The organism is Micromonospora violae, assembly GCF_004217135.1.
GTDB classification, from domain to species: Bacteria; Actinomycetota; Actinomycetes; order Mycobacteriales; family Micromonosporaceae; genus Micromonospora; species Micromonospora violae.
Window position 1 is genome coordinate 6031940 of record NZ_SHKK01000001.1, and the last position, 25815, is coordinate 6057754.

General features: G+C 71.2%; 21 protein-coding genes. 10 read left to right on the forward strand and 11 right to left on the reverse strand.

The window, feature by feature from the left end; translation table 11 throughout:
- Positions 1-59: 59 nt before the first annotated feature.
- Complete coding sequence (gene mycP / locus EV382_RS27270) at positions 60-1283, reverse strand: type VII secretion-associated serine protease mycosin (protein WP_130406483.1); 1224 nt, start codon at positions 1281-1283, stop codon at positions 60-62.
- Positions 1284-1435: 152 nt separating this feature from the next.
- On the opposite strand from mycP, the gene EV382_RS27275 reads away from it, so the two are divergent.
- Positions 1436-4285 carry an SseB family protein gene (locus EV382_RS27275; RefSeq protein WP_130406485.1) on the forward strand — a complete coding sequence of 950 codons (2850 nt, stop codon included), beginning with the start codon at positions 1436-1438 and terminating at the stop codon, positions 4283-4285.
- Positions 4282-4647: a hypothetical protein gene (locus EV382_RS27280; RefSeq protein ID WP_130406487.1), complete on the forward strand. Its 366-nt coding sequence runs from the start codon at positions 4282-4284 to the stop codon at positions 4645-4647. The genes EV382_RS27275 and EV382_RS27280 overlap by 4 nt, the downstream gene beginning before the upstream one ends.
- Before the next feature lie 4 nt (positions 4648-4651).
- On the opposite strand, the gene EV382_RS27285 is transcribed toward EV382_RS27280, so the two are convergent.
- The 6 genes from EV382_RS27285 to acs all read right to left on the reverse strand — a co-directional run bounded on the left by EV382_RS27285 (position 4652) and on the right by acs (position 13990).
- Positions 4652-5584, reverse strand: coding sequence for an alpha/beta fold hydrolase (locus EV382_RS27285; RefSeq protein ID WP_130406489.1), 933 nt, complete (start codon positions 5582-5584; stop codon positions 4652-4654).
- A gap of 75 nt (positions 5585-5659) precedes the next feature.
- Positions 5660-6136 carry a hypothetical protein gene (locus EV382_RS27290; protein WP_130406491.1) on the reverse strand — a complete coding sequence of 159 codons (477 nt, stop codon included), beginning with the start codon at positions 6134-6136 and terminating at the stop codon, positions 5660-5662.
- A gap of 131 nt (positions 6137-6267) precedes the next feature.
- Positions 6268-8661: an immune inhibitor A domain-containing protein gene (locus tag EV382_RS27295; RefSeq protein ID WP_208758657.1), complete on the reverse strand. Its 2394-nt coding sequence runs from the start codon at positions 8659-8661 to the stop codon at positions 6268-6270.
- Positions 8662-8761: 100 nt separating this feature from the next.
- A complete protein-coding gene (locus tag EV382_RS27300; protein ID WP_130406495.1) occupies positions 8762-8959 on the reverse strand; it encodes a hypothetical protein in 198 nt (65 codons plus the stop codon).
- Positions 8960-8993: 34 nt separating this feature from the next.
- Positions 8994-11789 carry an immune inhibitor A domain-containing protein gene (locus tag EV382_RS27305; protein WP_130406497.1) on the reverse strand — a complete coding sequence of 932 codons (2796 nt, stop codon included), beginning with the start codon at positions 11787-11789 and terminating at the stop codon, positions 8994-8996.
- Between the two features lie 236 nt (positions 11790-12025).
- The gene (gene acs, locus EV382_RS27310; protein WP_130406499.1) at positions 12026-13990 is read right to left on the reverse strand and encodes an acetate--CoA ligase; all 1965 of its coding nucleotides are present in this window, start codon (positions 13988-13990) and stop codon (positions 12026-12028) included.
- A gap of 329 nt (positions 13991-14319) precedes the next feature.
- Between acs and EV382_RS27315 the strand changes: the two genes are divergently transcribed.
- Positions 14320-15066 (forward strand): Fic family protein, encoded by a 747-nt coding sequence (locus EV382_RS27315; protein ID WP_130406501.1) that lies wholly within the window; start codon positions 14320-14322, stop codon positions 15064-15066.
- Positions 15067-15362: 296 nt separating this feature from the next.
- Here the strand turns inward: EV382_RS27315 and EV382_RS27320 are convergent, their stop codons facing one another.
- From EV382_RS27320 to EV382_RS33165, 3 genes are all read right to left on the reverse strand, one after another.
- Positions 15363-16166: an HAD family hydrolase gene (locus EV382_RS27320; protein WP_030486293.1), complete on the reverse strand. Its 804-nt coding sequence runs from the start codon at positions 16164-16166 to the stop codon at positions 15363-15365.
- A 395-nt stretch (positions 16167-16561) separates the two neighbouring features.
- Entirely contained in the window at positions 16562-16708 is a 147-nt protein-coding gene (locus EV382_RS32935) for a hypothetical protein (RefSeq protein ID WP_165435687.1), read from the reverse strand.
- A 195-nt stretch (positions 16709-16903) separates the two neighbouring features.
- Positions 16904-17146 (reverse strand): hypothetical protein, encoded by a 243-nt coding sequence (locus EV382_RS33165; protein WP_208758503.1) that lies wholly within the window; start codon positions 17144-17146, stop codon positions 16904-16906.
- A gap of 163 nt (positions 17147-17309) precedes the next feature.
- Between EV382_RS33165 and EV382_RS27330 the strand changes: the two genes are divergently transcribed.
- Entirely contained in the window at positions 17310-17912 is a 603-nt protein-coding gene (locus EV382_RS27330; RefSeq protein ID WP_130406503.1) for a hypothetical protein, read from the forward strand.
- 85 nt (positions 17913-17997) lie between these two features.
- Here EV382_RS27330 and EV382_RS27335 read toward each other — a convergent pair whose 3' ends face one another.
- The gene (locus EV382_RS27335; protein ID WP_130406505.1) at positions 17998-18885 is read right to left on the reverse strand and encodes a tetratricopeptide repeat protein; all 888 of its coding nucleotides are present in this window, start codon (positions 18883-18885) and stop codon (positions 17998-18000) included.
- Between the two features lie 149 nt (positions 18886-19034).
- On the opposite strand from EV382_RS27335, the gene EV382_RS27340 reads away from it, so the two are divergent.
- The 6 genes from EV382_RS27340 to EV382_RS33620 all read left to right on the forward strand — a co-directional run bounded on the left by EV382_RS27340 (position 19035) and on the right by EV382_RS33620 (position 25712).
- The gene (locus tag EV382_RS27340; RefSeq protein ID WP_130406507.1) at positions 19035-20225 is read left to right on the forward strand and encodes a serine hydrolase domain-containing protein; all 1191 of its coding nucleotides are present in this window, start codon (positions 19035-19037) and stop codon (positions 20223-20225) included.
- Between the two features lie 110 nt (positions 20226-20335).
- Positions 20336-20887: an RNA polymerase sigma factor gene (locus EV382_RS27345; protein ID WP_244236826.1), complete on the forward strand. Its 552-nt coding sequence runs from the start codon at positions 20336-20338 to the stop codon at positions 20885-20887.
- Positions 20887-21897, forward strand: coding sequence for a CU044_5270 family protein (locus EV382_RS27350; RefSeq protein ID WP_130406509.1), 1011 nt, complete (start codon positions 20887-20889; stop codon positions 21895-21897). The genes EV382_RS27345 and EV382_RS27350 overlap by 1 nt, the downstream gene beginning before the upstream one ends.
- 220 nt (positions 21898-22117) lie before the next feature.
- Positions 22118-23221: a septum site-determining protein Ssd gene (gene ssd / locus EV382_RS27355; RefSeq protein WP_130406511.1), complete on the forward strand. Its 1104-nt coding sequence runs from the start codon at positions 22118-22120 to the stop codon at positions 23219-23221.
- Positions 23218-24429, forward strand: coding sequence for a TadA family conjugal transfer-associated ATPase (locus EV382_RS27360; protein ID WP_130406513.1), 1212 nt, complete (start codon positions 23218-23220; stop codon positions 24427-24429). Before ssd ends, EV382_RS27360 begins: the two co-directional genes overlap by 4 nt.
- A complete protein-coding gene (locus tag EV382_RS33620) occupies positions 24402-25712 on the forward strand; it encodes a hypothetical protein (RefSeq protein WP_244236827.1) in 1311 nt (436 codons plus the stop codon). The genes EV382_RS27360 and EV382_RS33620 overlap by 28 nt, the downstream gene beginning before the upstream one ends.
- Positions 25713-25815: the final 103 nt, after the last annotated feature.

A 25815-nucleotide genomic window follows, 5' to 3' on the forward strand; every position in this document is an offset into this window, starting at 1 on the left:
TGTCCGGGCCAGCGCCCGGCCCGCAGCCGGCCGGCGGGCAGCGCCGGGCGTGGGCGGGCTCAGGCCGGGCCGGCCGGGCGCCAGCGTCGACGGACCCCGCGGGGCACCACCAGGGCGAGCAGCACCACGGTGACCGCTGTCAGGCCGGCCACCGCGCCGACCAGCAGGGCTCGGTCCCGCGCGGCGGCCCGGCGGGACTGCCGGGCGAGCTCCGCCGGGTCGGTCCGATCGTCGGCGAGCGCGGCGACCGGGCGCGCACCGGCCGCGCCGCCGCCGCTGGTCTCGGTGACCGCTCGGTAGGGGTTCAACACCCCGGCCCCGTACCCGCCGCCGTGACCCGGCCCGGGTGCTGGATCGGCGGTGGCGATGATCCGCTGCGCCACCTGGGCGGCGGTCAGCTCCGGCCGGTATTCGCGCAGCAACGCGGCGGTGGCGGCCACGAAGGGCGCGGCGTAACTGGTGCCTTCGACCCGATGGTGGCCCAGACCAGGTGCGGCGGTCAGGACCTCGCTGCCCGGTGCCACCAGGTCGACGTACGGGCCGGTCTGCGAGAAGGTCGCCCGCCCACCGTCCGCCCCGATCGCGCCCACGCCGAGCACCCCGTCGTAGCTGGCGGGGAACGGGCGAGGGTCCCCGCTGTCGTGCAGGTTGCCGGCGGCGGCCACCAGCACCACGTTCCGGTCGACCGCGTACCGCACGGCCGACCGGACCTCCGGGTCGTCGGCGTACAGCACCACGGACAGGTTCACCACGTCGGCGTCGTGGTCGACGGCCCACCGGATGGCCCGGGCGAACTCGTCGGCGCTGACCGTACGCCCCGACTCCCGCCCCTGCACCACCTGCTGCTCACTCACCCGCACGGGCAGGATCCGGGCACCCGGTGCCAGGCCGCGGAAGGCGACGTCGGGGCGGGGCGCCGCCGCGATGATGCTCGCCACACCGGTGCCGTGCCCGGCGCAGTCCCGACCGCCGTCCCCGCCCGGGTCGAGCAGGTCGGTGCCGGCCAGCACCCGCCCCGCCAACTGCGGGTGCACCCGGTCCACCCCGGAGTCGACCACCGCCACGGTCACGTCGGCGCCGGTGGCCAGCGTCGCGAGCCGCGCGGGGTCGTAGCGTTGCTGTGGCCAGGGTGTGGCCGCGACCGGCCGGACGGGGGAGAGTGGGGTCGCGCACATCGGTGCCGCCCGGAGCCCGGCGGTGGCGGCGACGACCGGGAGGCCCGGTACGGTCAACAGGCTGGCGGCCAGACCTGCGAGGACCGGGCGCGTGATCGATCGGGACATCGACACCCTCCGTATCGTGTCGGCTCCGGAACGGGATGCTATCGCCTCCTCCGCGCCCCGGCGGACCGCCGCCGGCCAGCCATTGTGATCTTGGTACCACCTTGTAGGTTGTACGCGATACCTGTGGCCTGTTCTCGGAAGGGGAGGTGGCCGTGACCGAATGGGAGCCGGCCACGGAGGCCGAGGTGGCGATGCGCGACGCGCTGCGCGCCAACGACCAGGAGCTCTACTTCCGGCTCCTGTCCCGCACCGATGTGCTGCTGCCGGTCTCCGCGCCGACACAGCCTGGCCAACCACCCGCCGGATGGGGCACCTGGACCACCGGCGGCCGGACCCACGTCCTGGCCTTCACCTCCGCCGCCGCACTCCGGGCCTGCCTCGGCGACCACGCCGGCGGCAACCGACGTATCCCCTTCGCCGACCTCGCGGCCAGTTGGCCCAACCACGAGTGGTGGCTCGCCGTGAATCCGGGCCTGCCGGTGGAGGGCTACCTGCCGGCCTGGTTCGTGTCGCAGCTGTCCCGAGGCGACGTACGACTGCCCGGCCGGGCCATGGGTGCCCGCGCCCGGCTGGAACGAGCCGAGACGTTGGCGCGTACCCGGCCCGGCATGCCCGCTCGGGACGGCGGGCCAGCCGCTGGACCGCCTCCCGCGACAGGGGCGGCCGCGCCGGGGCTTGAGGCGACTCCGCTCGCACCCCGACGGCCCAGCCGGGGCGGGGTGCCCCGGGTCGGTGCCCCACCGGTGCCGGGCCCGGCCCCCCGGCCCCCCGTCCCTGCTGAGCCGGCTCGCCGGCCCGGCGAGGAGGACCTGCCCGCCGCCGGTCAACGGCACCCGACCGAACCGCCCCGGCCCGCCCCGGGCACCGGAGCGTTGCCCCGTTCCGGGCGGCCGTCCCGGTTCACCCCGTTGGCGTCCGCCGGCCCCACCACCGACCAGCCTGGGCCGGGCGTGGGTTGGCCGGCACCGACCCGGCCGGGTGATGTTGACGGCCCCGCCGTGGGTAACGGCAACGGTGGCCCGCAGGCGGCACCTCGGCGTTCCTTCTTCGACCCCAGCCCGGCCCGTGACCCGGCCGCGAGCGGGGGTCGTCCCGGTGACCGGGCGGCCCCGCCGACCCGGTTCGGCCGAGGCAGCCAGCCGTTTCCTCGCCGCCGCCCAGCCGATGCGCCGGGCGACGACACCGCGACGCGGGCCTTCCCGATGGCCGCGGACCCGACGGCCACCCAGCCGATCCGTCGGCCGGAGGGCGGCCTCGGCGTACCCCGTGGGGTGGGCGTACCGCCGTCCGGCGAGGAAATCACCCAGCCGCTGCCGCCACGCCGGCACAACCCGCTGGCCGAGGAGCCCACCCGCGCGTTCCGGATGACCACTGAGCCTCCGCTGGCCGGTGCGCCTGGCCGACCGGGTCGGTCGGCGGAGGAGACCCAGGCGATCCCCCAGGACCGGCCGGGCCGGTTCGGGCCGGTGGAAGATCTGCCGGCGTCCGTCGCGGAACCCGTCTCCGGGCCGCCCGCGCCGCGCCGTGGCTTCACGCCCATCGTCATCGAGGGCACCATCATCGAGTCCCGCGACCTCACCGACCCGGTCGAGAGCAGTGCGCCGGTCGAGGCGGCCCGCCGGCCCAGCCCCACCGACGCGGCCCCACCGCCGTTCGGTGCGGCACCCTCCGGTCCGGGCCTGTTCAGCCCGTCGTCTCCCAGCCCTGCCGCGACCGCCCCACCGCCGTTCGGTTCGGTGCCCGCCGACCCGGGCCTGTTCGGTCCGTCGACCTTCGAGCCCAGCCCGTCCGCGCCCCCGTCGTTCAGCCCTGCTCCGCCGGCCCCGAGCCCGTCCGCCCCGCACCCCACCGCGCCGACCGAGGCCGACCAGCCCGGTCTGGGTGACATGCGTACCGATGCTCCGGTCGACGTGGATTTCGCCGACAGCGGTGACTCGTCTGTCGACCTGGCCGGTACGGCCCGCGCCGACGGCGAGGGCACGATCGCCGACGACGGTCCGCGCCCGTCGGCCGACGAGCCGACGCCGGTCGACTTCGAGCCGGCCAACACGGTCGAGGAGGACCTGCTCAGTGCCGCCACCTCCGGCAGCACCGACACCTTCCTGTCCACGCTGCTGCTGGCCCGGGTGCTGCTACCGGCGGCACCGGACTCGGTGCGCGGCAGCCGCCCGGGGGACTCGGGTTTCGTCTGGCGTACCGGGCAGCTCGACGGCGAGACGTACGTGGTGGTCTACACGTCGCCGGAGCGCCTCGCCGATCATGTCGAGGGGGACATCGACACGGTCCGGGTGAAGTTCGCCCAACTGATCCGCCGCTGGCCCGACGAGGACTGGTCGTTCGCCGTCAACCCGGGCACCCCGGTCGGCGCCAAGTTGCCCGGCGAGCAGATCGTCGCGTTGGCCAACTGGGCCGCCGAGGTGGGGCTCGGGGACGACCTGGAGGTGGACCAGGAGGAAGCGCCGGCCGTGGCCGAGCCTACCGCCCGCCCCCGGTACGCGCCCGCTGCGGTCGACCCGGCCCGGCCGACGGTCATGCAGAAGGCGATCGCGCCCAGTCAGCTCGCTTACTACCTGGACCGCGGGTACGACCGGGTGTCCGGGTTCGTGCACCGGGCCGGTGAGCTGTCCCACCTGTCCACACCGGCCCAGTTGCACGACGCGCTCGGCCTCAGCTACCCCGGCTCACCGTTCGCCCCCGACGCCGAGGAGATCTACGTGCTGCGGTGGCCGGCGCACCGGCCGAGCCTCTACCGCATCCCGTACGGCGGTCAGAACGAGTCGGCGATGCGGGCCATGGAGGGCTGGGTCATCGAACGCCCGCCGTTCCGGGGCAACGGCTTCGCTCCGGGGGAGAGCAGCGACGTGGTGGCGGAGTTCAAAGTGGACAGCGCCCGCCTGCCGCACGGTGCCCAGCTCTGGCGCGTCGGCGCGGACGGCACCGAGCGGGTGGTCGCGGAGCTGGACACCGACTCGGTCACCTGGCGACGGGTCGGGGAGGCGTGATGCGCGATGGTTACGTGGCCCGTTGGCAGGGCCGGGAATACCAGGCCAGCCCGGACGGCGACGACATCCGCCTCTACCAGCCCGAGCCGGGCGACGGCTTCGAGGAGGTTCGCCCGGGCCGCTACGTCCGGGTGCTGCCGGCCAGCGAGATCGAGGATCTGGCGTACGTGCGGACCACCTGCACCTGGAAGGGGCAGCCGTTCATCGTGCTCGGCGAGCACGACGCCTGGCTGCGGGTGGAGTACACGGGTGGTCGCTGGCCGGTCGCCGAGGCGATGCGGCTGGAGGTCTTCGACTTCGGCGTCTACCAGGGCTGGGCGCCGGCCGCCGAGGTCACCGACCTGCGGGAGCAGCGGGTCTGACCAGTCAGGTCTTCGCCCACCGCAGGATCTCGCCGAGCACCAACTCCGGTGCCTCCAGGTGCGGGAAGTGCCCCACCCCGTCGAGCAGTCGCCACTCGTACGGAGCGACGACGTACCGGCCGGAGCCCAGGGCGGTCCGGGGCAGGGAGGCGGCGTCCACGGCACCGTGCAGTTGCAGGGTCGGGGTGGAGAGCGGCTTCTGCATCAGCCGGACGAACCGGTAGCCGTGCAGCCGCAGCAGCGAGCGGAACGCCCAGCGGTAACCCTCCAGCGCGCAGAAGGCGGCCTGCGGGATGCGCATCGCCTCCCGGCACCGCTCGGCGTACGTCTCGAAGTCCGGCCCGGCCACCCATCGGGGGCCGCCCCAGCGGCGCATGATCTCGCCGACGGCGGCGGCGCCGTCGCGGGTCAACACGTGCTCGTAGCGGGGTAGCTGGAATTTCAACGCCGGGGTGGAGGCGGTGAACTGCCCGCGCGGGTCGGCGAAGATGGCGGCGCGCAGCCGCAGCGGGTGCGGTGCCCCCAACACGACGAGCCGGCGGACCAGGGACGGGTGGAACGAGGCGACCGTCCAGGCGACCATGCCGCCGAGGCCGCTGCCGACGATCGTCGCGGACCGTTCACCGAGCGCACGGATCAGCCCGGCGATGTCGGCGGCGAGGGTGTAGCCGTCGTACCCCCGGGGTGGTTTGTCGCTGGCGCCGTAGCCGCGCAGGTCGACGGCGACGGCCCGGAAGCCGGCGTCGGCGACAGCCGGCAGCATCTGGTGCCAGGCCCACCAGTGCTCCGGGAAGCCGTGCAGGAAGAGCACCATCGGCCCGGTGCCGGCCTCGACCACGTGGAACCGGCTGCCGTTGGCGCCGACGAAACGGTGTGTCCATGGCCCCTCGGTGAGGACACAGGACTCGTCGACGGCCCCGCCGCGCTGGTCAGTCATGGCTGACAGCCTAGGACCCCCGCGCCGAGCGGCCGTTTCGCCGACCCCGGGGCGCCTCGGACCGGCGGTGCTGGTTCAGCCGACGGTGCTTATCTTGACGATGCTGGCCGGGGTGCCCGGGCCGCAGTCGACCGCTGGGTTGGCCGGCCCGACGGTGACCCGAACGACAGTGCCGACTCCGAAGGTCCCCAGGCCAGGCCCGTGCAGCGCGTACTGCTTGCCGTCGTCGGTGATCAGCCCGTAACAAGGGCCGTCGCCGCCCCTGTTGATCCGGCCGGCGAGCAGGTTCTTCTTCCGCAGGTCGGTCGGCTCGCGGGGTGGCCCGGTGGGCGGGCCCATGGTCGGCAGCGGGGGCCGGGACCGGGTCGGCCGGCCGGCCGGGGACGAGCCTCCCGGCGCGACGGCGGGTGGTGTGGCGGTGGGTGGGGTGGCGGACGGGTCCTGCTCGGCGGACACGGTGTCTCCGTTGCGGGTGTCGGTGGCGCAGCCGGTCAGCGCCAGGGCGAGGGCAAGGCCGGCGCTGGTCAGGATGGTGCGGGTTCGCGGGTGCACGAGCGATCGGACGCGATCGGGCGCGCCGGGGTTCCGCACCGGCCGCCTGGGGTCGCCTCGGGAAAGGGCGATGCCCGGGCAGGTGACCTGCCCGGGCATCGCGGTGGTGCGGGTGTCGCGCGATCCGACGATCAGGAGATGCGGATCTTGGTGTTGATGCCGTCCTGCTCCAGCACCTTGATCTTGGTGCCGGTGGCCGGGAGCTTGACGCCGTGGTTCGGCAGCTCCGGGTACCAGTACTGCTTGGTGTCGTCGAACAGCGGCTGCGCCGCCTGGCCGCGGATGTACTCGGCCCGGCTGTTGAGGTGCAGCGTGAACGAGTCGGCCTTCTTCAGGCTGAACGGCGCGTCGTAGACCTGGACGCGGGCCCGCCACGGAGCACCGGTCAGGTTGTAGATCGGCTGCGGGTGCGCGTCGATGATCATGTTGCGACCCTCACCCGGGTGCGCGAACGTGTCGTTGTCCGCCCACCGCAGGTTCCAGTACGAGATCAGCAGACCCTCCTGGTACGCGTAGTGGTCCACGTAGTCCGGGCGGGTGTTCGAGTAGCCGAAGAAGTACGGGCCGGTCTTGAGGTACTTGTCGTACGAGATGTACGACCGGGTGCCCGCGATGTAGAAGTTCTCGAACTCGCGGGTGTACGTGGCCGCGACGATCTCGAAGCCACCGGCCAGGGTCCAGCCGGGCGCGCCGGTCTCGGCACCCTCGGAGAGCACGGTCTGGCCGTCCGCGGTCACGGTGATGGCGTCACCGTAGAAGCCGCCTTCGGACACACCGCCGTCGGTCTGGTAGCGCAGCCGGAACTGCGCGACCTTGCCCGCCAGCGCGTCCAGCGGGATGTTGATGTCGACCCACTGGTCGTTGCTGGTGCCGTCGAGCGCCGGACGTCCGGGAGAGATCTCCGGAATCGGCTGGCCGTTGACGGTGCCCGGCATCGGCGTCCAGGTCTGGCCGCCGTCGGTGGACGCCTCGAAGAACATGTAGTCGAAGCCGGCCTCGATGCTGTAGCGGCCCTTCATCGACAGCGCCGCCGTCGACTTCCCGGTGAGGTCCAGGGTGCGGGTCAGCGTGCTGTTGAGGTCGTCCTCGTTGCCGGAGAAGAACTGCTTGCTGCCCTCGGCCGGCGCGCCGTTCTCGAAGGTGTACTCCCGCTTCGGGAGAACGACCATGACGGCCTGGGCCTCCGGCGAGTTGTACTCCTGCGGGCCGAGCGTCAAGGTCTTCTTCTGCCCGGCAACGACCACCTCGTAGTCGAGCCAGCCGAGCTGGAACTTGTTCCACGCGCCGAGGTCGCCACCACGATCGCCGATGCCGGCGTCGTTCTTGGCGCCGAGCCGGCTCTGGGCCATCAGGGTCCAGTGCTCGTTGTTGTTGTCGCCACCGTTGATCACGTTGTAGTCGTCCGGCAGGCCGAGGTCGTGGCCGTACTCGTGGTAGAAGACGCTACGGCCGCCGTTCTCGGGCTGAACCGTGTAGTCACCGATCCAGACGCCGGTGTTGCCGATCTGGGTGCCGCCGGCCGGGAAGTTGACCGGACCGGTGCTGCCCTGGTCGGACGCGAAGGCGTACCAACGGTGGCTCCAGATGGCGTCCTCACCCTGGTGCGGGTCACCGTCGGCCTCGTCACCGCCGGAGTGGACGATCTGGAAGTGGTCGATGTAGCCGTCCGGCTCGTTGAAGTCGCCGTCCGAGTCGAAGTCGTACCGGTCCCACTCGTCCATCGACTTGACGTCGGCGGCGATCTCCTCGTCGGTGCGACCGGCGGCCTTCTGGTCGGCAACCCACTGGTTCGCGGCGTCGCGGACGAGGTTCCAGGTGTTGGTGCAGACGTTCGAGGCGCACGGGTAGCCGCCGGAGCGACCGTAGCGGGCCTCGTTGTACTTGACCTTGACCCAGTCGGTGACCTCACCCTCGACGCTGTAGCGGCCCGAGGACTGGGCCTCGTAGTACTGCTTCAGCGACTCGTCACCGGGGTTGGTGCCGAAGTAGAGCTGCCGGTAGTGGTCCGCGTTGAAGTCCGGCTGCCAGATGGTGGAGTTGTCCACCGCTCGGTTGGGGGCCGGGATCTCGTTGTGGAGCGGGCCGTCGAAGCGGGTCGGACCGGCGGTGTCCGGGTCAGTGTCCTGATCCGGGTAGTTGGGGTGCCGCTCGTTACCGAACTCGGCCAGGATCACGAAGATCTTGTCGGTGCGCTCCCGGGAGAGCTCGACGTACTGATCCTCGGTCGAGGTCGCACTCGACTTGGCCATGCGGCCGTTGGTCCCCTTGGCCTGGGTCTTGCCAACCTTGACGACCGTGCTGCCGTTGATCTTCTGCGCCTTGGACTTGCCGGTCAGGACCTCGCTCAGGCCCTCCTGGCGCAGAGCGCGCCGCTTGTCCTCCAGCGGGTTCGGCAGATCATGGTCCACATGGGCGGGCTCGGCCGCCGACGGCGCGGCCGTCGGCAACTTCGGCTGTGGCGCGGCGCTGGCGGACGGTCCGAACGCCAGGCCTGTCGCCGTCAGTGAGAGCCCGAGCAGACCCACTGCGACTTTGCGCACGTGGTACCTCCGGTGTGAGGGAACCGGCCCAACGGGGGTACGGGCCGGTGGGAGATCGATCCCACTAGTGGGACCAATGGTGAACTTAGACACTGGCGGGACGGGTGGGAAGACGGTCGCGTCGATTTGTTGCAAGATTTTGTTGGGAATGCTTTTCACCGTCACACACCTGCGCTTCATCAGCCACGCTGACCAGCGACGATTGGCTCGATCCCGTATACAGCGACCCATTTCGATCAATTTGATCGATGTACGCCAGTGGGGCCGGCAGCGTCTCCGCCACCGGCCCCACCGTCAGTTGCCGAGCTGCGAATCCGTTACTTCTTCGCCGGGGTGACGAAGATCGTGGCGGACGAGTTGTCAGCGGCCGCCTTCTTGATGGTGAGCGAGACGCCGTAGTTCACGCCCTCGTCGCCGGGGTTGCCGGTGCCCAGCACGATCGCTCCACCGCCCAGGGTCACGCCGTAGAACTCCGGCGCCGGGCTGCCGTCCGGGTTGGTGACCCGGGTGGTGTACGGCGCGTTGTCCCGCGACGGCAGGACCACCGACGCGTCGTTGTCCCGGGCGTACGCGGCACCGTCGCGCATCTCGATGCCCGGGTACCAGCCCTGGGCGTCGGTGAACTTCTTCACCGGCGGCAGCCCCTTGAACTGCGTGCAGTACTCGCTGTACGGCTCGTCCGCCGCCTCCAGGCACTCCTTGAACGGGTACGTCCGCTGCAAGGTGAAGGCCGCGTTCGACGACTGCGGACGGCTGGGCAGATTGTCCGTCACCGACGGGTCCTTCACCGCCGCCTCGCCGGTACGGCGGTACGGGTCGAAGTGCGAGTCGACGATGAGCAGGCCGCCCTTCGCGCCGTAGCTGGGCAGCGCGGTCATCTGCCCGGTGACGTGGTTGACGTCGCCGAGGGCGGTGTCCCGGTACCAGACCAGCATGCCCGGCGCGTTGTACTTGATCCGGTCGACCTTCCACGCGTCGCGCGAGTAGATGGTGTCGTAGGTGTACTGCAGGCCCGCGTCGAAGCCGTCGAAGTTGCGCCACTCCGCCAGGTAGTACTGGGCGTGGACCTCGGTGCCGCTGTCGATCACCCAGCCCTCGCCGGTGGTGTCGACGAAGGTGCCGCCGGTGGCCGTCCAGCCGTTGGCGCCGCCCTCGACGTCGTCACTCCAGGTGGTGGCGCCGCCGCCGGTGACCGAGAAGTCGTCGACGAACCAGTTGCGCTCCTCGAACGCCTCGTCGGTGGCGAGGCGCAGCCGCAGCTGCACGGTCGTCCCGGCGTACGCCGACAAGTCGACGTAGTCGTGCCGCCAGCCGTCGGTGCTGCCGGTCAGACCGTACTTCTTGCCGCCGAAGTCGTTCATCCGGCCGTTCGGGTCGCCGTAGTTGTCCGGCGTGGTGACCACGGTGCCGGCCTCGTCGTAGACCTTCTGCTCGGTCCAGGTCGTGCCGCCGTCGGTGGAGAGCTCGACGAAGCCGTAGTCCCAGTCCTCCTCGATGATGTAGTTGTTCCACATCCAGAACTTCGAGTCGGCGGCCGCCGGCACGTCGACCGAGCGGCTGAGCTTGACGTCGGCCCACTCCTGGTCGTTGTTGCTGTGCCACATCTTGGTGCCGCTGTGTGGCGTGGCGAACGTCGTCACCTTGTCCGGCAGGTCGACCTTGATACCGTCCTCGGAGTCGATCGGCGTACGCGACGTCTGACCGAGCTTCACCTCACGCGGGTTCGACCCGGGGCGGATGGTCAGCGGGTCGGCCCAGCCGAGCACCCACTTGTCCCAGATGCCCATGTGCGTGGGCAGCGCCTGGAAGATCTCACCCGAGTGCGATCCGGATGCCATCAGGTCCCAGAAGTCCACGTCGGAGTCGGCGTTGCCGGACGTGTCGTAGAGGTCCGGTAGGCCCAGGTCGTGGCCGAATTCGTGGGCGAAGACGCCGACGCCGGCGTCCTCCGGCTGCACGATGTAGTTCGACACCTTGAGGTCGGTGCCCGGGATGGTGTAGCCACCCGGAACCGAGGAGGAGTGCGCCCAGACGGCGTACACACCCTGGTCGCCGCCGCCGCTCGACTTGCCCTTGCCAGCGTGCACCAGCACGAGGTGGTCGATCACGCCGTCCGGCTCGAAGAAGTTGCCGTCACCGTCGCGGTCGGCCTGGTCCTCGATGTCGTAGTCGGCCCACGGGAAGTCCGGGTCCTTCGCGGCGAGTGCCTCGATCGCGTCGCCCGCCAGGCGACCGGCGCCGGCCGGGTTGTCCGGGTGGCCGTTCATCGACTGCTCCCGGCCGGGGACCCAGTTGCCCTCCGCGTCCTGGGTGCAGCGGTTGGCCGCGTACCAGCCCTCCGAGTGCGGCACGGTGATCCACGGGCTGGCCTGCCCGTCCACCGTGTACGCGTTCTTGGACATCTCCAGGTACATGTTGTGCATCGTGCGACCGGAGAGGTCGATGCCCTTCTTGCCGTCCGGGCCCTTCAGGTCCGTGCGGACCCGCTCGGTGATGCCCTTCTTGCTGTAGAGCATCTTGTTGTAGTGCTGCGGCGAGAAGTCCGGCACCCACATCGAATTGTTGTCCTTGTGGGGCAACCTCGCCGGGTCCGGTATCTTGTTGTGCTTCGGCCCGTTCTGCACGGTGCCGGGGACGCAGGTGCGGTCCTCGAACACCGTCTTGGGGACCATCACGTTGGTGAAGTCGTCGTTGGCGTTGTTGTTGAACTCCACCAGCAGCGTGAGCAGCTTCGCCGTCTGGGTGGTCGGCGCCTTCTTGAACTGGCGGGGGTTCTTGCCCGTCTTCAGCGACTGGGCCTCGGCCTTGGCCAGCTGCCGTGCCGTCACCGGGTTGCCCCGGGCGTGCTTCTGGTCGAACTGGCGCGCGGACTCCGCGGCAGGGGTGTAGATGCCACCCTTGCCCTTCACCTCACGGCCGGTGGTGTCCGGCTGCACCTCGGGCTCGGCGTAGTTGATGTAGTACTCATCCGCACCGATCACCGCCCGGGGGGTGCTGGACGGCGTCTGGGCAGCCGCGCTGCCACTCACGGTCAGTGACGTGGCCGCGAGGGCGATGACGGGCAGCGCGACGAGTAGTCGTCGACGCGACCCCGGATGGGAGTTTCTGTTCATGCCACTCCGTTTCTCGGGCAGAGGACGTCGGGCGGATTCGATGTGCGTGAGGCTCCTCGAGGTCGCCCGACCAGCGAGAAAACTAAATGACGAACAACCCCCCACGGCCGGATCGTGATCGATGCGTTATCTGGTTAACCGGTTTATCACATGGCCCCTGCGGCGTCCTCCACAAAAGACAACGGTGGGTGACGGTCCGTCCGGACCGCCACCCACCGCTGGGGTACGCCCTCTCGTCAGTCCTCGTCGGACTTCGCGCCGCTCATCCCCGAGGAGATCAGGTCCATCACCGAGGAGTCCTGCAACGTGGTCACGTCGCCCAGCGACCGGTTCTCCGCCACGTCCCGCAGCAGCCGGCGCATGATCTTGCCCGAGCGGGTCTTCGGCAGCTCCGGCACCAGCATGATCTGCCGCGGCTTGGCGATCGGGCCGAGCGTCTTCGACACGTGGTTACGCAGGTCGGCGATGAGCTGCTCGCCCGCGTCACCAGCGATGTCCGTGCTGCCCCGCGGAATGGCGAACGCGACGATCGCCTGACCGGTGGTCGGATCGGTCGCGCCGACGACCGCCGCCTCGGCCACCGACGGGTGCGACACCAACGCCGACTCCACCTCGGTCGTCGAGATGTTGTGCCCGGACACCAACATCACGTCGTCCACCCGGCCGAGCAGCCAGATGTGCCCGTCGTCGTCCTTCTTCGCACCGTCGCCAGCGAAGTACATGCCCTGGAAACGCGACCAGTACGTGTCGATGAACCGGTCGTCGTCACCCCAGATGGTGCGCAGCATCGACGGCCACGGCTCGCGCAGCACCAGGTAGCCGCCCCCACCGTTCGGCACCGACTGGCCCTGGTCGTCCACCACGTCGGCCACGATGCCCGGCAGTGGCGTCATCGCCGAACCCGGCTTGGCCGAGGTCACCCCCGGCAACGGCGAGATCATGATGGCGCCGGTCTCGGTCTGCCACCAGGTGTCCACGACCGGCAGCTCGCCCCGGCCGATGTGCTGCCGGTACCAGATCCACGCCTCCGGGTTGATCGGCTCGCCGACGCTGCCCAGCAGCCGCAGCGACGACAGGTCGAACCCGGCCGGGATGTCGTCGCCCCACTTCATCATCGTCCGGATCAGGGTGGGAGCCGTGTACAGCACGCTCACCTTGTACCTGTCGACGATCTCCCAGAACCGGCCCTTGTGCGGGGTGTCCGGGGTGCCCTCGTACATGACCTGGGTGGCGCCGTTGGAGAGCGGGCCGTACACGATGTACGAGTGCCCGGTGACCCAACCGATGTCGGCCGTGCACCAGTAGACGTCCGTCTCCGGCTTCAGGTCGAACACCGCGTGCGTGGTGTACGACGCCTGGGTGAGGTAGCCGCCGGTGGTGTGCAGAATGCCCTTCGGGCGCGCCGTGGTGCCGCTGGTGTACAGGATGAACAGCGGGTGCTCGGCATCGAACGGCTGCGCGGTGTGCTCGGCCGACGCGGTCTCCACCGTCTCGTGCCACCAGTGGTCCTTCGCCGACCACGCCACCTCCTCGCCGGTACGGCGAACCACGAGCACGTGCTCCACCGACGGGCAGCTCGCCACCGCCTCGTCCACCGTCGGCTTCAACGCCGACGGCTTGCCCCGCCGGTAACCACCATCCGCGGTGATCACCACCTTGGCGCTGGCGTCCTGGATCCGGTTGCTCAACGAGTCCGCGGAGAAGCCACCGAAGACGACGCTGTGCGCGGCGCCGATCCGGGCGCACGCCAGCATCGCCACCGCCGCCTCCGGGATCATCGGCAGATAGATCGCCACCCGGTCACCGGCGGTCACCCCCAGGTCGGTGAGCGCGTTCGCCGCCTGGCAGGTCAGCGCGTGCAGGTCGGCGTACGTGATGGTGCGGGTGTCGCCCGGCTCGCCCTCCCAGTGGATCGCCACCTTGTCGCCCCGGCCCGCCTCGACGTGCCGGTCCAGGCAGTTGTACGCGACGTTGAGCTGCCCACCCACGAACCACTTCGCGAACGGCGGATTCGACCAGTCGAGCACCTCATCCCACTTCTTCGACCAGGCCAGACGGTCGGCCTGCTTCGCCCAGAAGGCCAGCCGGTCGGCCTCCGCCTCGGCGTACGCGTCGATGGTGACGTTGGCGTGCGCGGCGAGTTCGGCCGGCGGGGGGAACTGGCGCGTCTCGCTCAGCAGATTGGCCAATGCCTCGCTCATGCCGTGGCTCCTCATCCTCGGGGTGACCTGCGTCTCGATGGCACGAGGGTAGTCGCGGGGACCTCGACCGGCCACGGCTGCCCACTCCGTCGCGCCGAGTGGCCCCCGCCGCGCGCCCGACGGCCCTGTCCCCGTCCGTCGCGGACGGTTCTTGATCAACACGGGTTTCATGAAATCGGGGTGTCCGGCTCGCGTGAACCCCCCGATTTCACCAATCCCGTGTTGATCAAGGCTCGGCCGGCCGGCCAATCGCATCGGGTCGGGTGGTCCGGGTCGCGATGCGGGCGGGTGGGGCCCGCCGGGTCGGGTCGGGTCGTTAGCGTGGCGGGGTGACCACCGACCCGCTCGCGCCCCTGCTCGCGCTCGCCGACATCGCCGCCGCCGTCGAGCAGGCCCGCGAGCGGTTCGACCAGGCGCTCGGGCATCGGGCGCTGCGCCGCCACGGGGGACAGGTCGCCGCCGAGGTCAGCCTGCGCTCGGCGGTCGCCAGCGCGGCTCTCGAAGGGGCTGACCACGAGCGCGAGGCGGTCCGGGCCGGCACTGTGACCGACCCGGTGCTCCAGGGTGCGCTGCGGGTCGCCGGGGCGCTGCCGGGCCTCAGCGAGCTCTGGCCGAAGGCACCCCGCCAGGCGCTCGCGAAGCTGCACGTGCTCGCCGCCCGCGACCTGGTGTCGGAAGCCGAGCTGGGCCGCCCGGTGGCCGACCCCGTGGTCGCCACCCGGCTGGACGGGCTGGCCGGTCTCGTCGCCGGCGGCACGAAGGTCTCCCCGTTGGTGCTCGCCGCGGTCGTACACGGGGAGTTGCTGAACCTACGCCCGTTCGCCGGGCCGTCCGGTGTGGTGGCCCGCGGAGCCGCCCGGCTGGTGCTGCTCGCCAGCGGCCTCGACCCGCGCGGGCTGCTCGCCGTCGACGTCGGGCACCGTGAGAGGGAGCCCGAGTACGTCGGCGCGGCCGGTGCCTTCGCCACCGGCACCCCGGACGGGCTGCGCTCCTGGCTACGCCACTACATGGCCGCCGTCGAGGTCGGCGCCGACCAGCTCACCACCATCGGAGACGAAATCCTAGCCACCACCTGACCAGCCCCGCCGTCCCCAACCCGGCCCCGCCCCGCCCGCGCGCCCCGCTACCCCGGCCGCAGCCGGCTGCACGGCGTCGCCCCACCAGCGCGCCCCGCTACCCCGGCCGCAGCCGGCTGCGCCACGTCGCCCCGCCAGCGCGCCCCGCTACCCCGGCCGCAGCCGGCTGCGCCGCGTCGATCATGGAGTTGTGGTGCCCCGCAAAAGGTGCAGATGCGTCGAACGTGCCCACCGCAACTCCTTGATCGACGCTAGGGGCGGTGGGGCGGGGTGGGTCGGGCGGTGGGTGGGGTGGGTTAGGCGGTGGTGGCGGCGCGGGTGCGACGGTGTCGGCCGTACCAGGCGATGCCGATCGCCACACCTACCCCGACGCCCAGGGCCGCCGCGGCCACCGGGACCGCGGGTCGCTCCCGCAGGCGCCGACCCAGCGGAATCGGGTGCCGGAACTCCAGCACCGGCCACGCGTTCTCCGAGGCCAGCTTGCGTAGCTGCCGGTCCGGGTTGACCACGCTCGGGTGGCCGACGCACTCCAGCAGCGGGCGATCGCTGTACGAGTCGGAATAGGCGTACGAATCAGCCAGGTCGTAGTCCCGGGCGGCGGCCAACTCGCTGACCGCCTCGACCTTGCTCGGGCCGGCCGCGTAGAACTCGACCTCACCGCTGTACCGGCCGTCCCGCACCGTCATCCGGGTGGCGATCACGTCGGTCACCCCGAGCAACTCGCCGATCGGCCGGACCATCTCCTCGCCCGACGCCGACACCAGCACCACGTCCCGCCCTGCCGCCTGGTGCTCCTCGATCAGGGCGGCGGCTTCGGCGTACACATAGGGGTTGATCAGCTCGTGCAGTGTCTCCGCGACGATCTGGCGGACCTGCTCCACCTGCCAGCCCTTGCAGAGCGCGGCCAGGTAGTCCCGTGTTCGGGCCATGGTCTGCTCGTCGGTGCCGCCCAGCCGGAACATCAGCTGCGCGTACGCCGACTTGACCACGTCACGCCGGGTGATCAGCCCATCCCGGTAGAACGGCCTACCGAACGCCAGGGCGCTCGACTTGGCGATGACGGTCTTGTCCAGATCGAAGAAAGCGGCACTTCGGCCCACGGCGCGAAAGTCTAGCCGGATGGTCTATCGTCGGCGGGTGCCCGGGGTCATGCCACCCCTCAGACCTGCGGGCTGGCAGCATCATCTCCGCTCCGCGTGATGGCGCTCACACTCTGCGAGGATAATTTCGCAGTGAGTGGAGTCGGCACCACTCGACGTGACGGGCCCGCTCAGGCAGACTTGTCCGTACGACGAGCATTCACATCCTCGAAACAGGCAGACCCTCAGCGGTTGCACCCCCCGTGACCGCTGAGTGGTTCGGCTCGACCCCCCCGGAGCCGAACCTCCGACGACCCCCGTCTCCCCCCGACGGGGGTCGTCCCTTTGCCGGGAGCGCTTCCGGCCAGGTGACGGGGTGTCTCCCGGGTCGGCCGGTCGAGGCGACGGGCGGAAAGTCAGCGAATCGTCAGCCGAACCCGGTCGGCGTAATCCTCGGGCGTGTGCGTGTACCGGTCCAGCGTCGTCGACGCCTTCTCGTGCCCGACCACCCGCCGCACCACGTTGACCGGCACCCCGTCCGTCACCCGCCACGTGATGGTCACCCGCACGGCACTTCGACGACCTCGGTCAGACCGGTGGTGGTGTCGGTGCGCCGCAGGGCCAGAGGTCGGACGCAGACGCCGTTCTCTTCGGCGAGTTGCTTGAGCGCGTCCTTGGCAAAGGGCTTACGGAGCCGGTCCGCTCGGGCCCCGGGCGGGGCTGCTCGACGGGCGTGGTGGGGATGAGTTCGGGTTGCTTCACCGGTTCTGCTTCAGGTCGGAGCTGGTGCGAGGCGCGAACGCCGCTGCCGGCACGGGCACCAGCCCTGGCCGCCGCTGAACCGGCATCGTCGGGACCGGACGCAGGTTCGCAGGGCGAGGGTGTTTGTCGGTGTCCTTCACGGCGGTCGCCGCTTGGTTTTCGCCGGCGTTGTCGACGGGTGCCGCTGGGGTGGTAGAGAAGATGAGTTTGGACAGGCCGAGGAACGCCAGCGCGGGCACGGCCCATGTGGGCCGATCGGCGGCCCGCTTCCCTGCGGCATGTCTCGAACTCGCTACGGTGGGCTTAGCTCAACCGGGACCATGGCACTGGTGGATGGACCTCCGGTCTTTCCCGGGCGAGAGGCTGTGCAAGTCTGATCAACGATGTGATGGGGGATCGCTGGTGGGACAGCGGCACGTGCGGAAAATGCTGCGGAAGATGGCCGGCGGGCAGCCGGTGGAGGTCGAGCAGGTGGCCACGTTGCGCTCACTCGCCCTTATGGCCGCTGTTGCCGAGCAATTCGGTTACGCGTACACGGACACACGGCAGCGACACCGCAGCGGACCGCAGTTGTTCTTCGTACCCGACCCCCGTCCGCAGGCCCGCGAAAGGGCCGAGCGGAACCGAGTGCAGTACCCGGATGCTTCCACCGGGGGCCCACTGCCCCCCGTGGAACCCGACGTGCTGGAGCTGTTCAAGGCCCGCATCAGCTACGACCTCGAGGGCTGGAATGACGACAAGCAGCGAACGTGGCTCCTCTATGTCTTCCTCACCGTGCTGTGCGCGATCCTCGGTGTGCGGCTCGGGCTAGGAGCGACGTCCCCCACCGCCGCCGCGGCTGTCGCCGCCGTCGCCTGGGCGGCGCTGATGTCTGTCACCCTATTTCTGGTCTCCATTCGTCGACGCAGACGGGCTAAGTTCGCTGCCATCCTGGAGGCGGCCGGGTTCACGCAGACGACTGAGCAGAGCGGCCGGGAGCGGTATCTGCCGCTGACGTACCAGTAGGCCGCACAACCGCGGCGATCACGAACAGGGTGTCGGTGGTGGCGGAGAGTCGGTCGTGCCCGTTACGTGCCCGCGATGTCGGGTCTCAGGACACGCGTGACAGATCGGTTTCAGAACCTGCGTGGTGCAAGGACGTGCCTTTTCGTGCGCCGCGCCGCGAGAGAGGAATTCCCGACAAGCCTGATATCGCGACGGAAAGCAGGCCAAGGGCGGCTGCGGCTGGGACTGCTCGCGTGGCGCCGTACCCCGCACCGGCCGCGATGACTCCAGCGGCGATCGCCGCCGTGGACACCTGGGTCAACGTGAGCGTCGGAAACACTCGTCCCGCAGACCGAGTGAGCGGGGCGAGAACCACCATGGCGGTTACGGCGACAATGCCGGGCCAGATCATCCAACGAGCGTCGCTCGACCTGCCGGTGTCTACCGCGAACCAACCACACAGCAGCACGACCGCGACGGGGAAGGCCGCAAGGCTTGCCGCGACCGCCACGGTGCGGCGCTGGATCTCCCGATACCCCTTGAGTGCGCCCCTCGCTGTGGCGCTGTCTGGATTCACGGTGAGCGCTCGTTGGATGAGCTCTTTGAACCGTGCCGTGTCGCGACCGACCGCGAGGACATTCAAGGCGAGCAGGCTCAGCGCTTCGTGATCATCGGGTGCAAGCTCCACTGCTCTCTTCGCGTCGACATACGACTCCCGGTACCTGCTGATCTGCTGATGAGCCAGCGCGCGATAGCGGTAGGCCACCGCATCCTCGGGATTGATCTCGATTGCTCGGCTGGCGGCACCGACCGCGGCAGCCTCTTCGTCGAGCCCGATCAACGCGCCGGCGAGGCGGCGCCAGCCGACACCGTCGTCCGGATGCGTAGTCAGATGTTCGCGTAGCAGTGCGACGGCGGGCTCGAACTGCTTGGCCAGAACCAGCTCCCGTGCGCGTGCGACGGCATCGTCGCCGTTTCCGGACTCCAGCTGCATGCGGCTGCTCCTTGTCGCCCTCGATCAGCGGGCAAGGAAGTATCACCCGCGCCCGCGATGTCGGTGAAATTCCGCCCCACCTGGGCACGGACCGCGCGAACGCCACTCGGCGTGTAATTTCCCAGACGGGACGACCTGAGGGGGAACACGTGGCTGTTGGCGGCTTCTCGTCGAGACGGCTGGCTCGGGTGCAGGGGTTGCTTGAGCGCCACGTCGAGTCCGGCTTCGTCCCGGGCGTGGTGGCCGTCCTCGCCCGCCACGGGGAGGTGCACATCGAGTCGACGGGTCATCTCGCGTTCGAGGGCCCGGGGTCGCGGACGCCCATGGCGGGCGACACGATCTTTCGCCTGGGCTCGATGACGAAGCCGATCGTCGCCGTGTGCGCGATGACCCTCGTCGAGGACTGCACCCTCCGTCTTGACGACCCGGTCGACGATCTCCTCCCAGAGTTGGCGAACATGACGGTGTTAGTTGATCCGCACGGGCCGCTGGACGACACCGTCCCGGCGGCCCGCCCGATCACGCTGCGGGACGTCCTGGACGGCACCCTGGGCACCGGCATGGTCCCCGCCGAGCCGGGTACGGTCCCGATCGCCGACGCGCTGGACGCTCTCGTTTATCCGTCGCCGGACGAATGGATCCGCCAGCTCGGTGCCCTTCCGCTCGTTCATCAGCCGGGTGAGCGCTGGATGTACGACACCGCCGCCAATGTGGCCGGTGTGCTCATCGCCCGAGCCACCGGCATGTCGTTCGGGGATGCCGTACGCGAACGGGTCTGCAAGCCGCTCGGGATGACCGACACCGCGTTCAGCGTGGGAGGCGAGAGCATCGGCCGGTTGGCGACGGCGTACGAGCGTGACAACGCCACCACCGGCGAGCCGGTTGTCGAAGACGCCCCCGACGGGCGGTTCAGCCGACCGCGGCTGTTCGAATCCGGTGGCGGCGGGCTCGTCTCGACCGCCCAGGACTACCTTGCCTTCGCCTCGGCTCTGCTTGCCGGCGGCACCTACGGCGGCGAGCGGGTGTTGTCACGGCCGGCGGTGACGCTGATGACGAGTGATCACCTGACCCCGGCGCAGAAGGCCGTCTCCGGGTTCTGGCCCGGATACTTCGACGCCATCAGCTGGGGTCTCGGCATGTCGGTCCGCACCCGCCGCACCCACCTCGGGCCCTCGGTGGGCAGCTATGGATGGCCCGGCTTCTACGGCACCGTCTGGTACAACGATCCCGCCGAGGACCTGACGGCGATGGTGTTCATGCAGCGGGCGCACGCGGGCGACCAACGGCTGCCGATGTGGCAGGACTTCTGGACCACCGTCTACCAGGCGATCGACGACTGACCGCACCGCTCGTCTCCGGGTGGGCGGCACCCGCCCGAGGCCGCGCGGTAATCCCGGAGCCTCTAGCGACACAAGCCACTGTGAGAGTCGCCGAGGCAATGGGGGTTCGGGTGGGTCCACTGCAGCGGGACGAGGGCTGGTTCACCAGTCTCTACGCCGCCGAGTACGAGCACATCGTCCGATACGGCCTGCGCCGGCTCGCTGACCGGGATGCGTCCGCGGAGCTTGCCCAGGAGGTCTTCGTCGTCGCCTGGCGTCGCCGCGCCGAGGTGCCGGAGCGGAATCTGCCCTGGCTGTACGGGGTGGCCCGGCGCCTCCTGGCGAACCAGTGGCGGTCGCGACGTGCCGCACCGGACCTCCTCTCGATCACCGATGTCGACCTCGAGCGACTGGCCGGATCGTCGGGTGCCGACACGAGCGTCGGTGTCGCCGACATCCGGACTGCTCTGGCCAACCTGAACGACCTCGACCAGGAGATCCTGCGGCTGGTCGGCTGGGAGGAGCTGACGGTGTCCGAGGCGGCCAAGGTTCTCGGTTGCACCGGGGCGACCGCCGCGGTGCGCCTGCATCGCGCGCGCCGCCGTCTTGCCGAAGCGATGTCGGACCGGCCCGCGACGACCCGGCGTAGCCCGGTGTTGATGACCATTCGAGAGGATCTGTGATGTTCGGAGCAGAGCGAACCCGTACTCTTCTCGGCCCGGCCGACCCGGCCCGGAACGCCGCCGTCGGGCCACCACTGGTCTCGGCGCGCGAGCTGATCGACCGCGCCGACGCCACCGAGATGGTGGCCGGGCGTCGTCGCGTACGACCGGCACGCCGGGTGGTTCTGGTGGCCGGCACCCTGGCGGTCGCGGTGGGTGCCGTGGCGGTGCTCCAGCCGTTCGGCGGGGGCGCACCGGACACGTCGGACGAACCGGTGGCGGCAGCGGGGTTGGTACTCGTGCCGGTCGCGTACCAGTTCGACGCGGATCCGCCGCCCGCCGGCCCGCAGCTGCGCAGGCTGGCCGACAAGATCAAAGACGCGGCGTACGACCATCAGAGCGGGCGCTACATGTATCACCACTCGAAGCTGTGGGGCGATCCGGTGATGACGTCCGCCGACGGTCGCCACCACGTGGCCTTTGCCAGCGAGACGAAGGTCTGGCAGGCCGCAGACGGGACCGGTAACCAGGCCAGCTCCCAACTGGAGCCGCAATACCCCGACCAGGAGTCTCGGGACTACTGGCAGCGCGAAAGCAGCGCGCGGCCAGCAGCCACCGGCACTCCCGCACCGAGTGTCATTCCGCTACCGCCCAGGGAGCTCAGGCCGCCGTCGGCCGTCGCGTCCGAGCTGCGGGAGCGACTGAAGGTCGAGTACGGCGCGGGGGCGGCGAGCAAGGAGGTCAGCACGCTCTACGGCCGGTACGTCGTACCGCGTGCGACCCGAGCGGCGGTCCTGCGGGTCCTTGCCGACGTTCCCGGCTTCCGCTGGCGGGGGCAGGTCACGGACCGCGCCGGTCGGAACGGAGTCGCCGTCACCTTTGACGACCGCGAACACGACGCGCAATCTCTTCTGATCTTCGATCCGGCGACGGGCGAATTGCTCGCCCATGAGCGGTTGACACTGTCGCCCGTGCGGATCAGCTCGTACAAGGTGATCCTCGGTACCGCCTGGACCGACCGGGTCGGCTAACCGCCGACTTGCGAGGCCGCTCCTTCCGGGAGCGGCCTCGCTCTCTTTCCCGCAGCGGCAGTAGCTGCGACGTTGCGGACGCTCGTAGCAGATCAACTGTCTCGGCGGGCGTTTTCCACAGCCCACCAGGTTGTCCACAGGCGACGACATCGGAGCGACCCGTGGGGCGGATTCCGAGCAGGGTCGGCGGCATACCAGAGCCCGACCGCTGGAGGCCGCGATGCCACCCCGTACCCCGGTTCCACCGATCCGCCGGCTCCCGCTGGTCGTCACCGGCGACGACGATCTGCTCGATGATGTGCTCCGGCTCGCCGCCGTCGGCGGGACCGAGGTGGAGCTCGCCCGTGACCCGGCGGCCGCCCGTACCCGTTGGCTTTCCGCGCCCCTGGTGCTGCTGGGTGCCGATCAGGCGCAGGCGTGTCTGCGCGCCCGGTTGCCGCAGCGGCCCCGGCTGGTGCTGTTCGGCCGGGCCGGTCAGCTCGACCCCGGCTGGCAGGTCGCCGAGCTGATCGGGGCCGAGCACGTCGCCACGCTGCCGGCCGCGGAGCCGTGGCTGGTGGATCGGTTCGCCGAACATGATCCGGACCGTCCGGCCGGCGTGGGCGCCCGGGTCGTCGCGGTCGTCGGCGGTCGCGGCGGTGCGGGCGCGAGTGTGCTCGCCGGTGGTCTCGCGGTGACCGCCGCCCGGGCCCGGCTGCGCACTCTCCTGGTCGACGCCGACCCGCTCGGTGGTGGCCTCGACCTCGTGCTCGGCTGGGAGCAGTTGGAAGGCCTGCGCTGGCCGTCGCTCACCAGCGCCGACGGGCGGGTGGACGCTCCGGCGCTGGTGCAGGCCCTGCCCAGCCGGGGTGATCTGGTGGTCCTCTCCTGGGACCGCGGCGAGATGTTGCCGTTGCCCGCGACGGCGATGGCGGCGACCGTCGACGCGGCCCGGCGTGGGCGCGACTTCGTGGTGGTCGACCTGCCCCGACAGTTGGACGACGCGGCCGTGGTGGCGCTGCAGGCGGCCGACCAGGCGTTCGTCGTCGTGCCGGCCGAGTTGCGCGCCACCGCGGCGGCCACTCGGGTGGTGGCCGCCGCCGCCCCGCACTGCGCTGCGCTCTCGGTGGTGGTGCGTGGGCCTGCGCCGGGGCGGCTGCGGGCGACCGAGGTGGCACGCGCGCTCGGCCTGCCCCTGGCCGGCACGCTGCGCCCCGAGCCGGGGCTCTGCCGTGGGCTGGAGCGGGGCGAGGCACCGGCCGCCGGGGGCAAGGGCCCACTGGCCGCACTCTGCCAACGGATCGTCACCGACCTGACCGGCGTGCCGGCCACGGGTGCGGCATGACCGGCCGGCCGGAGGACGGCACCCTCGCCGCCCGGGTACGGCAGCGGATCGCCGCCGCCACCACCCCGGTCACCGGGGCGGCGATCGTCTCCGCGGTACGGGCCGAGCCCACCGCCGCAGTGCTCGGTGACACGGCCATGCTGCGGATCGCCGACCGGGTGCGCGACGACCTCGTCGGTGCCGGGCCGTTGGCGCCGCTGCTCGCCGACCCGGAGGTCACCGACGTCCTCGTCAACGGAGCTCGCGTCTGGGTCGACCGCGGGTCGGGGCTGCACCAGGTCGCTGTGCCGGTGGGCTCGGCGGAGGACGTCCGCCGGTTGGCGCAGCGGCTGATCGCCAGCGCGGGGCGGCGGCTCGACGACGGCTCCCCATACGCGGACGCGCGGCTTCCCGACGGCACCCGACTACACGCCGTGCTGCCGCCGGTGGCGACCGAAGGTCCCTACCTGTCCCTGCGGACCTTCCGGCATCGGCCGTTCACCCTCGACGAGCTGGTGCGCCAGGGCACTGTGCCGCGACCGCTGGCACCACTGCTCGCCGCCGTCGTCGAGGCCCGGCTGGCGTACCTGGTGACCGGTGGCACGGGGTCAGGCAAGACGACTTTGCTCAACACCCTGCTGGGGATGGTGCCGGCTACCGAACGGATCGTGCTGGTGGAGGACGCCGCCGAACTGCGTCCGGGGCACCCGCACGTGGTGGGGCTCCAGGCACGTACCGCCAATGTGGAGGGCACGGGCGTGGTCAGCCTGGCGGACCTGGTCCGGCAGGCGCTGCGGATGCGCCCCGACCGGCTGGTGGTCGGGGAGTGCCGGGGCGGTGAGGTGGTCGACCTGCTGGCCGCGCTCAACACCGGCCACGACGGGGGTGCCGGCACGCTGCACGCCAACACACCGTCGGACGTGCCGGCCCGGTTGGAGGCCCTGGGCATGTTGGGTGGGCTGCCTCGCGCCGCACTGCACGCCCAGGTGGCAGCCGCGTTGCAGGTGCTGTTCCAGGTACGACGTGGCGACCAGGGCCGCGTCCTGGAGTCGGTCTGCCTGCTGCTGCCCGAGGGGCCCGAACGGATGGTGACAGTGGTGCCCGCCTGGGTGCGCGGCAGTGGGCTCGGGCTCGCGGCCCGTGCCCTCGGGGCATTGCTGCGCGAACGTGGGGTGGCGGTGCCGCCCATCCTCAGCGAGCCGTGGCCCGGATCGGCGGGTCCGGCATGACCGGCGAGGCGACGCTGGTGGCGGCGCTGCTCCTGGCCGCCGCCGCGCTGGTGGCATGGCCGGTACGCAGCATTCGGGCCCGTCGACGTCGCGTGCTGACGCCGGCACGGACGAGCGGCGGTGTCGATCCCGATGACGCCCTGGTGCAGTGGATCAGGGAACTCGGTCGTCCGCCGGACGGGCCGGTCGACGGCACCGCCGCGACGTCGGGTCATCCGGTCGGCGTCGCCTATGAACCAGCAGCGGGTGCCCACGGAACGCGGACGGCGCTCGGCTGGCCCGACCGGGACGTCAGCCGCCGCCCGAAGTGGCTGGGAACGGCAGGCGGGTTCACCCGTCCGGAGGGTCCGACGCGCCCGCCGGCCCGTCGGGATTCCCGCCGGCCGGCCGGCATCGTCCGGCCGGCGGACGCCACCACCCTGCTCGATGCGGAACAACGGCTCGGCGAGTTGGCGGCCACGGCCACGATCGGTGCCGGCCGTGTGGACGGGGGCGGTCGACACGATGTCTGCGCCCCGGCGACCGCCGATGGGCACGGCGACCTGGGCGCTGGCGGTCGGGGCGACGCGTCCGGTGTGGCGGTGTTCGACGAGTGCGCCACCGACGACTGCCGTGACCAACGGCGCGTCGACCCGACCGACAGCACGACGGATACGCCGCCGTCGGTGCGCGTCCCGCGATCGATGCCCCGGGTGCTGCCGCTGGTCGGTCTGCTCGGAGGCGGGGTGGGTGCCGTGGTCGGCGGCCCGGTGGCGGCGGTCGCGATGGCCGCGTACGGCACGCTGGCCGTGCGCGGCGTGCTGCGGTGGCGCGCGAACCGGAGCGCCGAACGGGACCGGCGACGTGGGCTGGACCAGCTCTGCGGCCTCGCGGCGGACCTACGGGCCGGGATGTCCGTTCCACACACTCTCGAGGTGGCGGCCGTCGAGCGTGACGGGGAGGGCCGCCTACGTCAGCTGACCTCGGCGGCGGTGCGGCTGGCCGATCGGACCGGCGCGCCGCTGGCGGAGCTCGTCGAGCGGATCGAGGCGGACGCGCGGGCGACCGACCGGGGTCTGGCCGCAGCGGCAGCCCAGGCTGCTGGTGCCCGCGCCACTGCCTGGCTACTGGCGGCGCTGCCGGTCGGTGGGATCGGGCTCGGGTACGGCATCGGCGTCGACCCGATGGCGGTGCTCCTGCACAGCACCGTCGGCGGAGTCAGCGCGGTTGTCGCGGTGGCCTTGCAGGTCGTCGGCCTGCTCTGGGCAGAACGGTTAGGCGCGGCACCGGGGCGAGCCGCATGACGGCCCGGGGCCCGGCCGGCCAGCCCAGCTCGCCGAGCCAGCTCAGCACACTGCGCCAACGCGACTCAGCCGGCCGAGGCAGCTCAGCGAGCCGGCCCCGCTC

Bases quoted from the DNA above. Each gene is read 5' to 3' on its own strand.
- EV382_RS27285 (WP_130406489.1), bottom strand. From the start codon at position 5,584: ATGACTGACCAGCGCGGCGGGGCCGTCGACGAGTCCTGTGTCCTCACC.
- EV382_RS27335 (WP_130406505.1), bottom strand. From the start codon at position 18,885: ATGCAGCTGGAGTCCGGAAACGGCGACGATGCCGTCGCACGCGCACGG.
- EV382_RS27360 (WP_130406513.1), top strand. From the start codon at position 23,218: ATGACCGGCCGGCCGGAGGACGGCACCCTCGCCGCCCGGGTACGGCAG.
- EV382_RS27350 (WP_130406509.1), top strand. From the start codon at position 20,887: ATGTTCGGAGCAGAGCGAACCCGTACTCTTCTCGGCCCGGCCGACCCG.
- acs (WP_130406499.1), bottom strand. From the start codon at position 13,990: ATGAGCGAGGCATTGGCCAATCTGCTGAGCGAGACGCGCCAGTTCCCC.
- ssd (WP_130406511.1), top strand. From the start codon at position 22,118: ATGCCACCCCGTACCCCGGTTCCACCGATCCGCCGGCTCCCGCTGGTC.
- mycP (WP_130406483.1), bottom strand. From the start codon at position 1,283: ATGTCCCGATCGATCACGCGCCCGGTCCTCGCAGGTCTGGCCGCCAGC.
- EV382_RS27305 (WP_130406497.1), bottom strand. From the start codon at position 11,789: ATGAACAGAAACTCCCATCCGGGGTCGCGTCGACGACTACTCGTCGCG.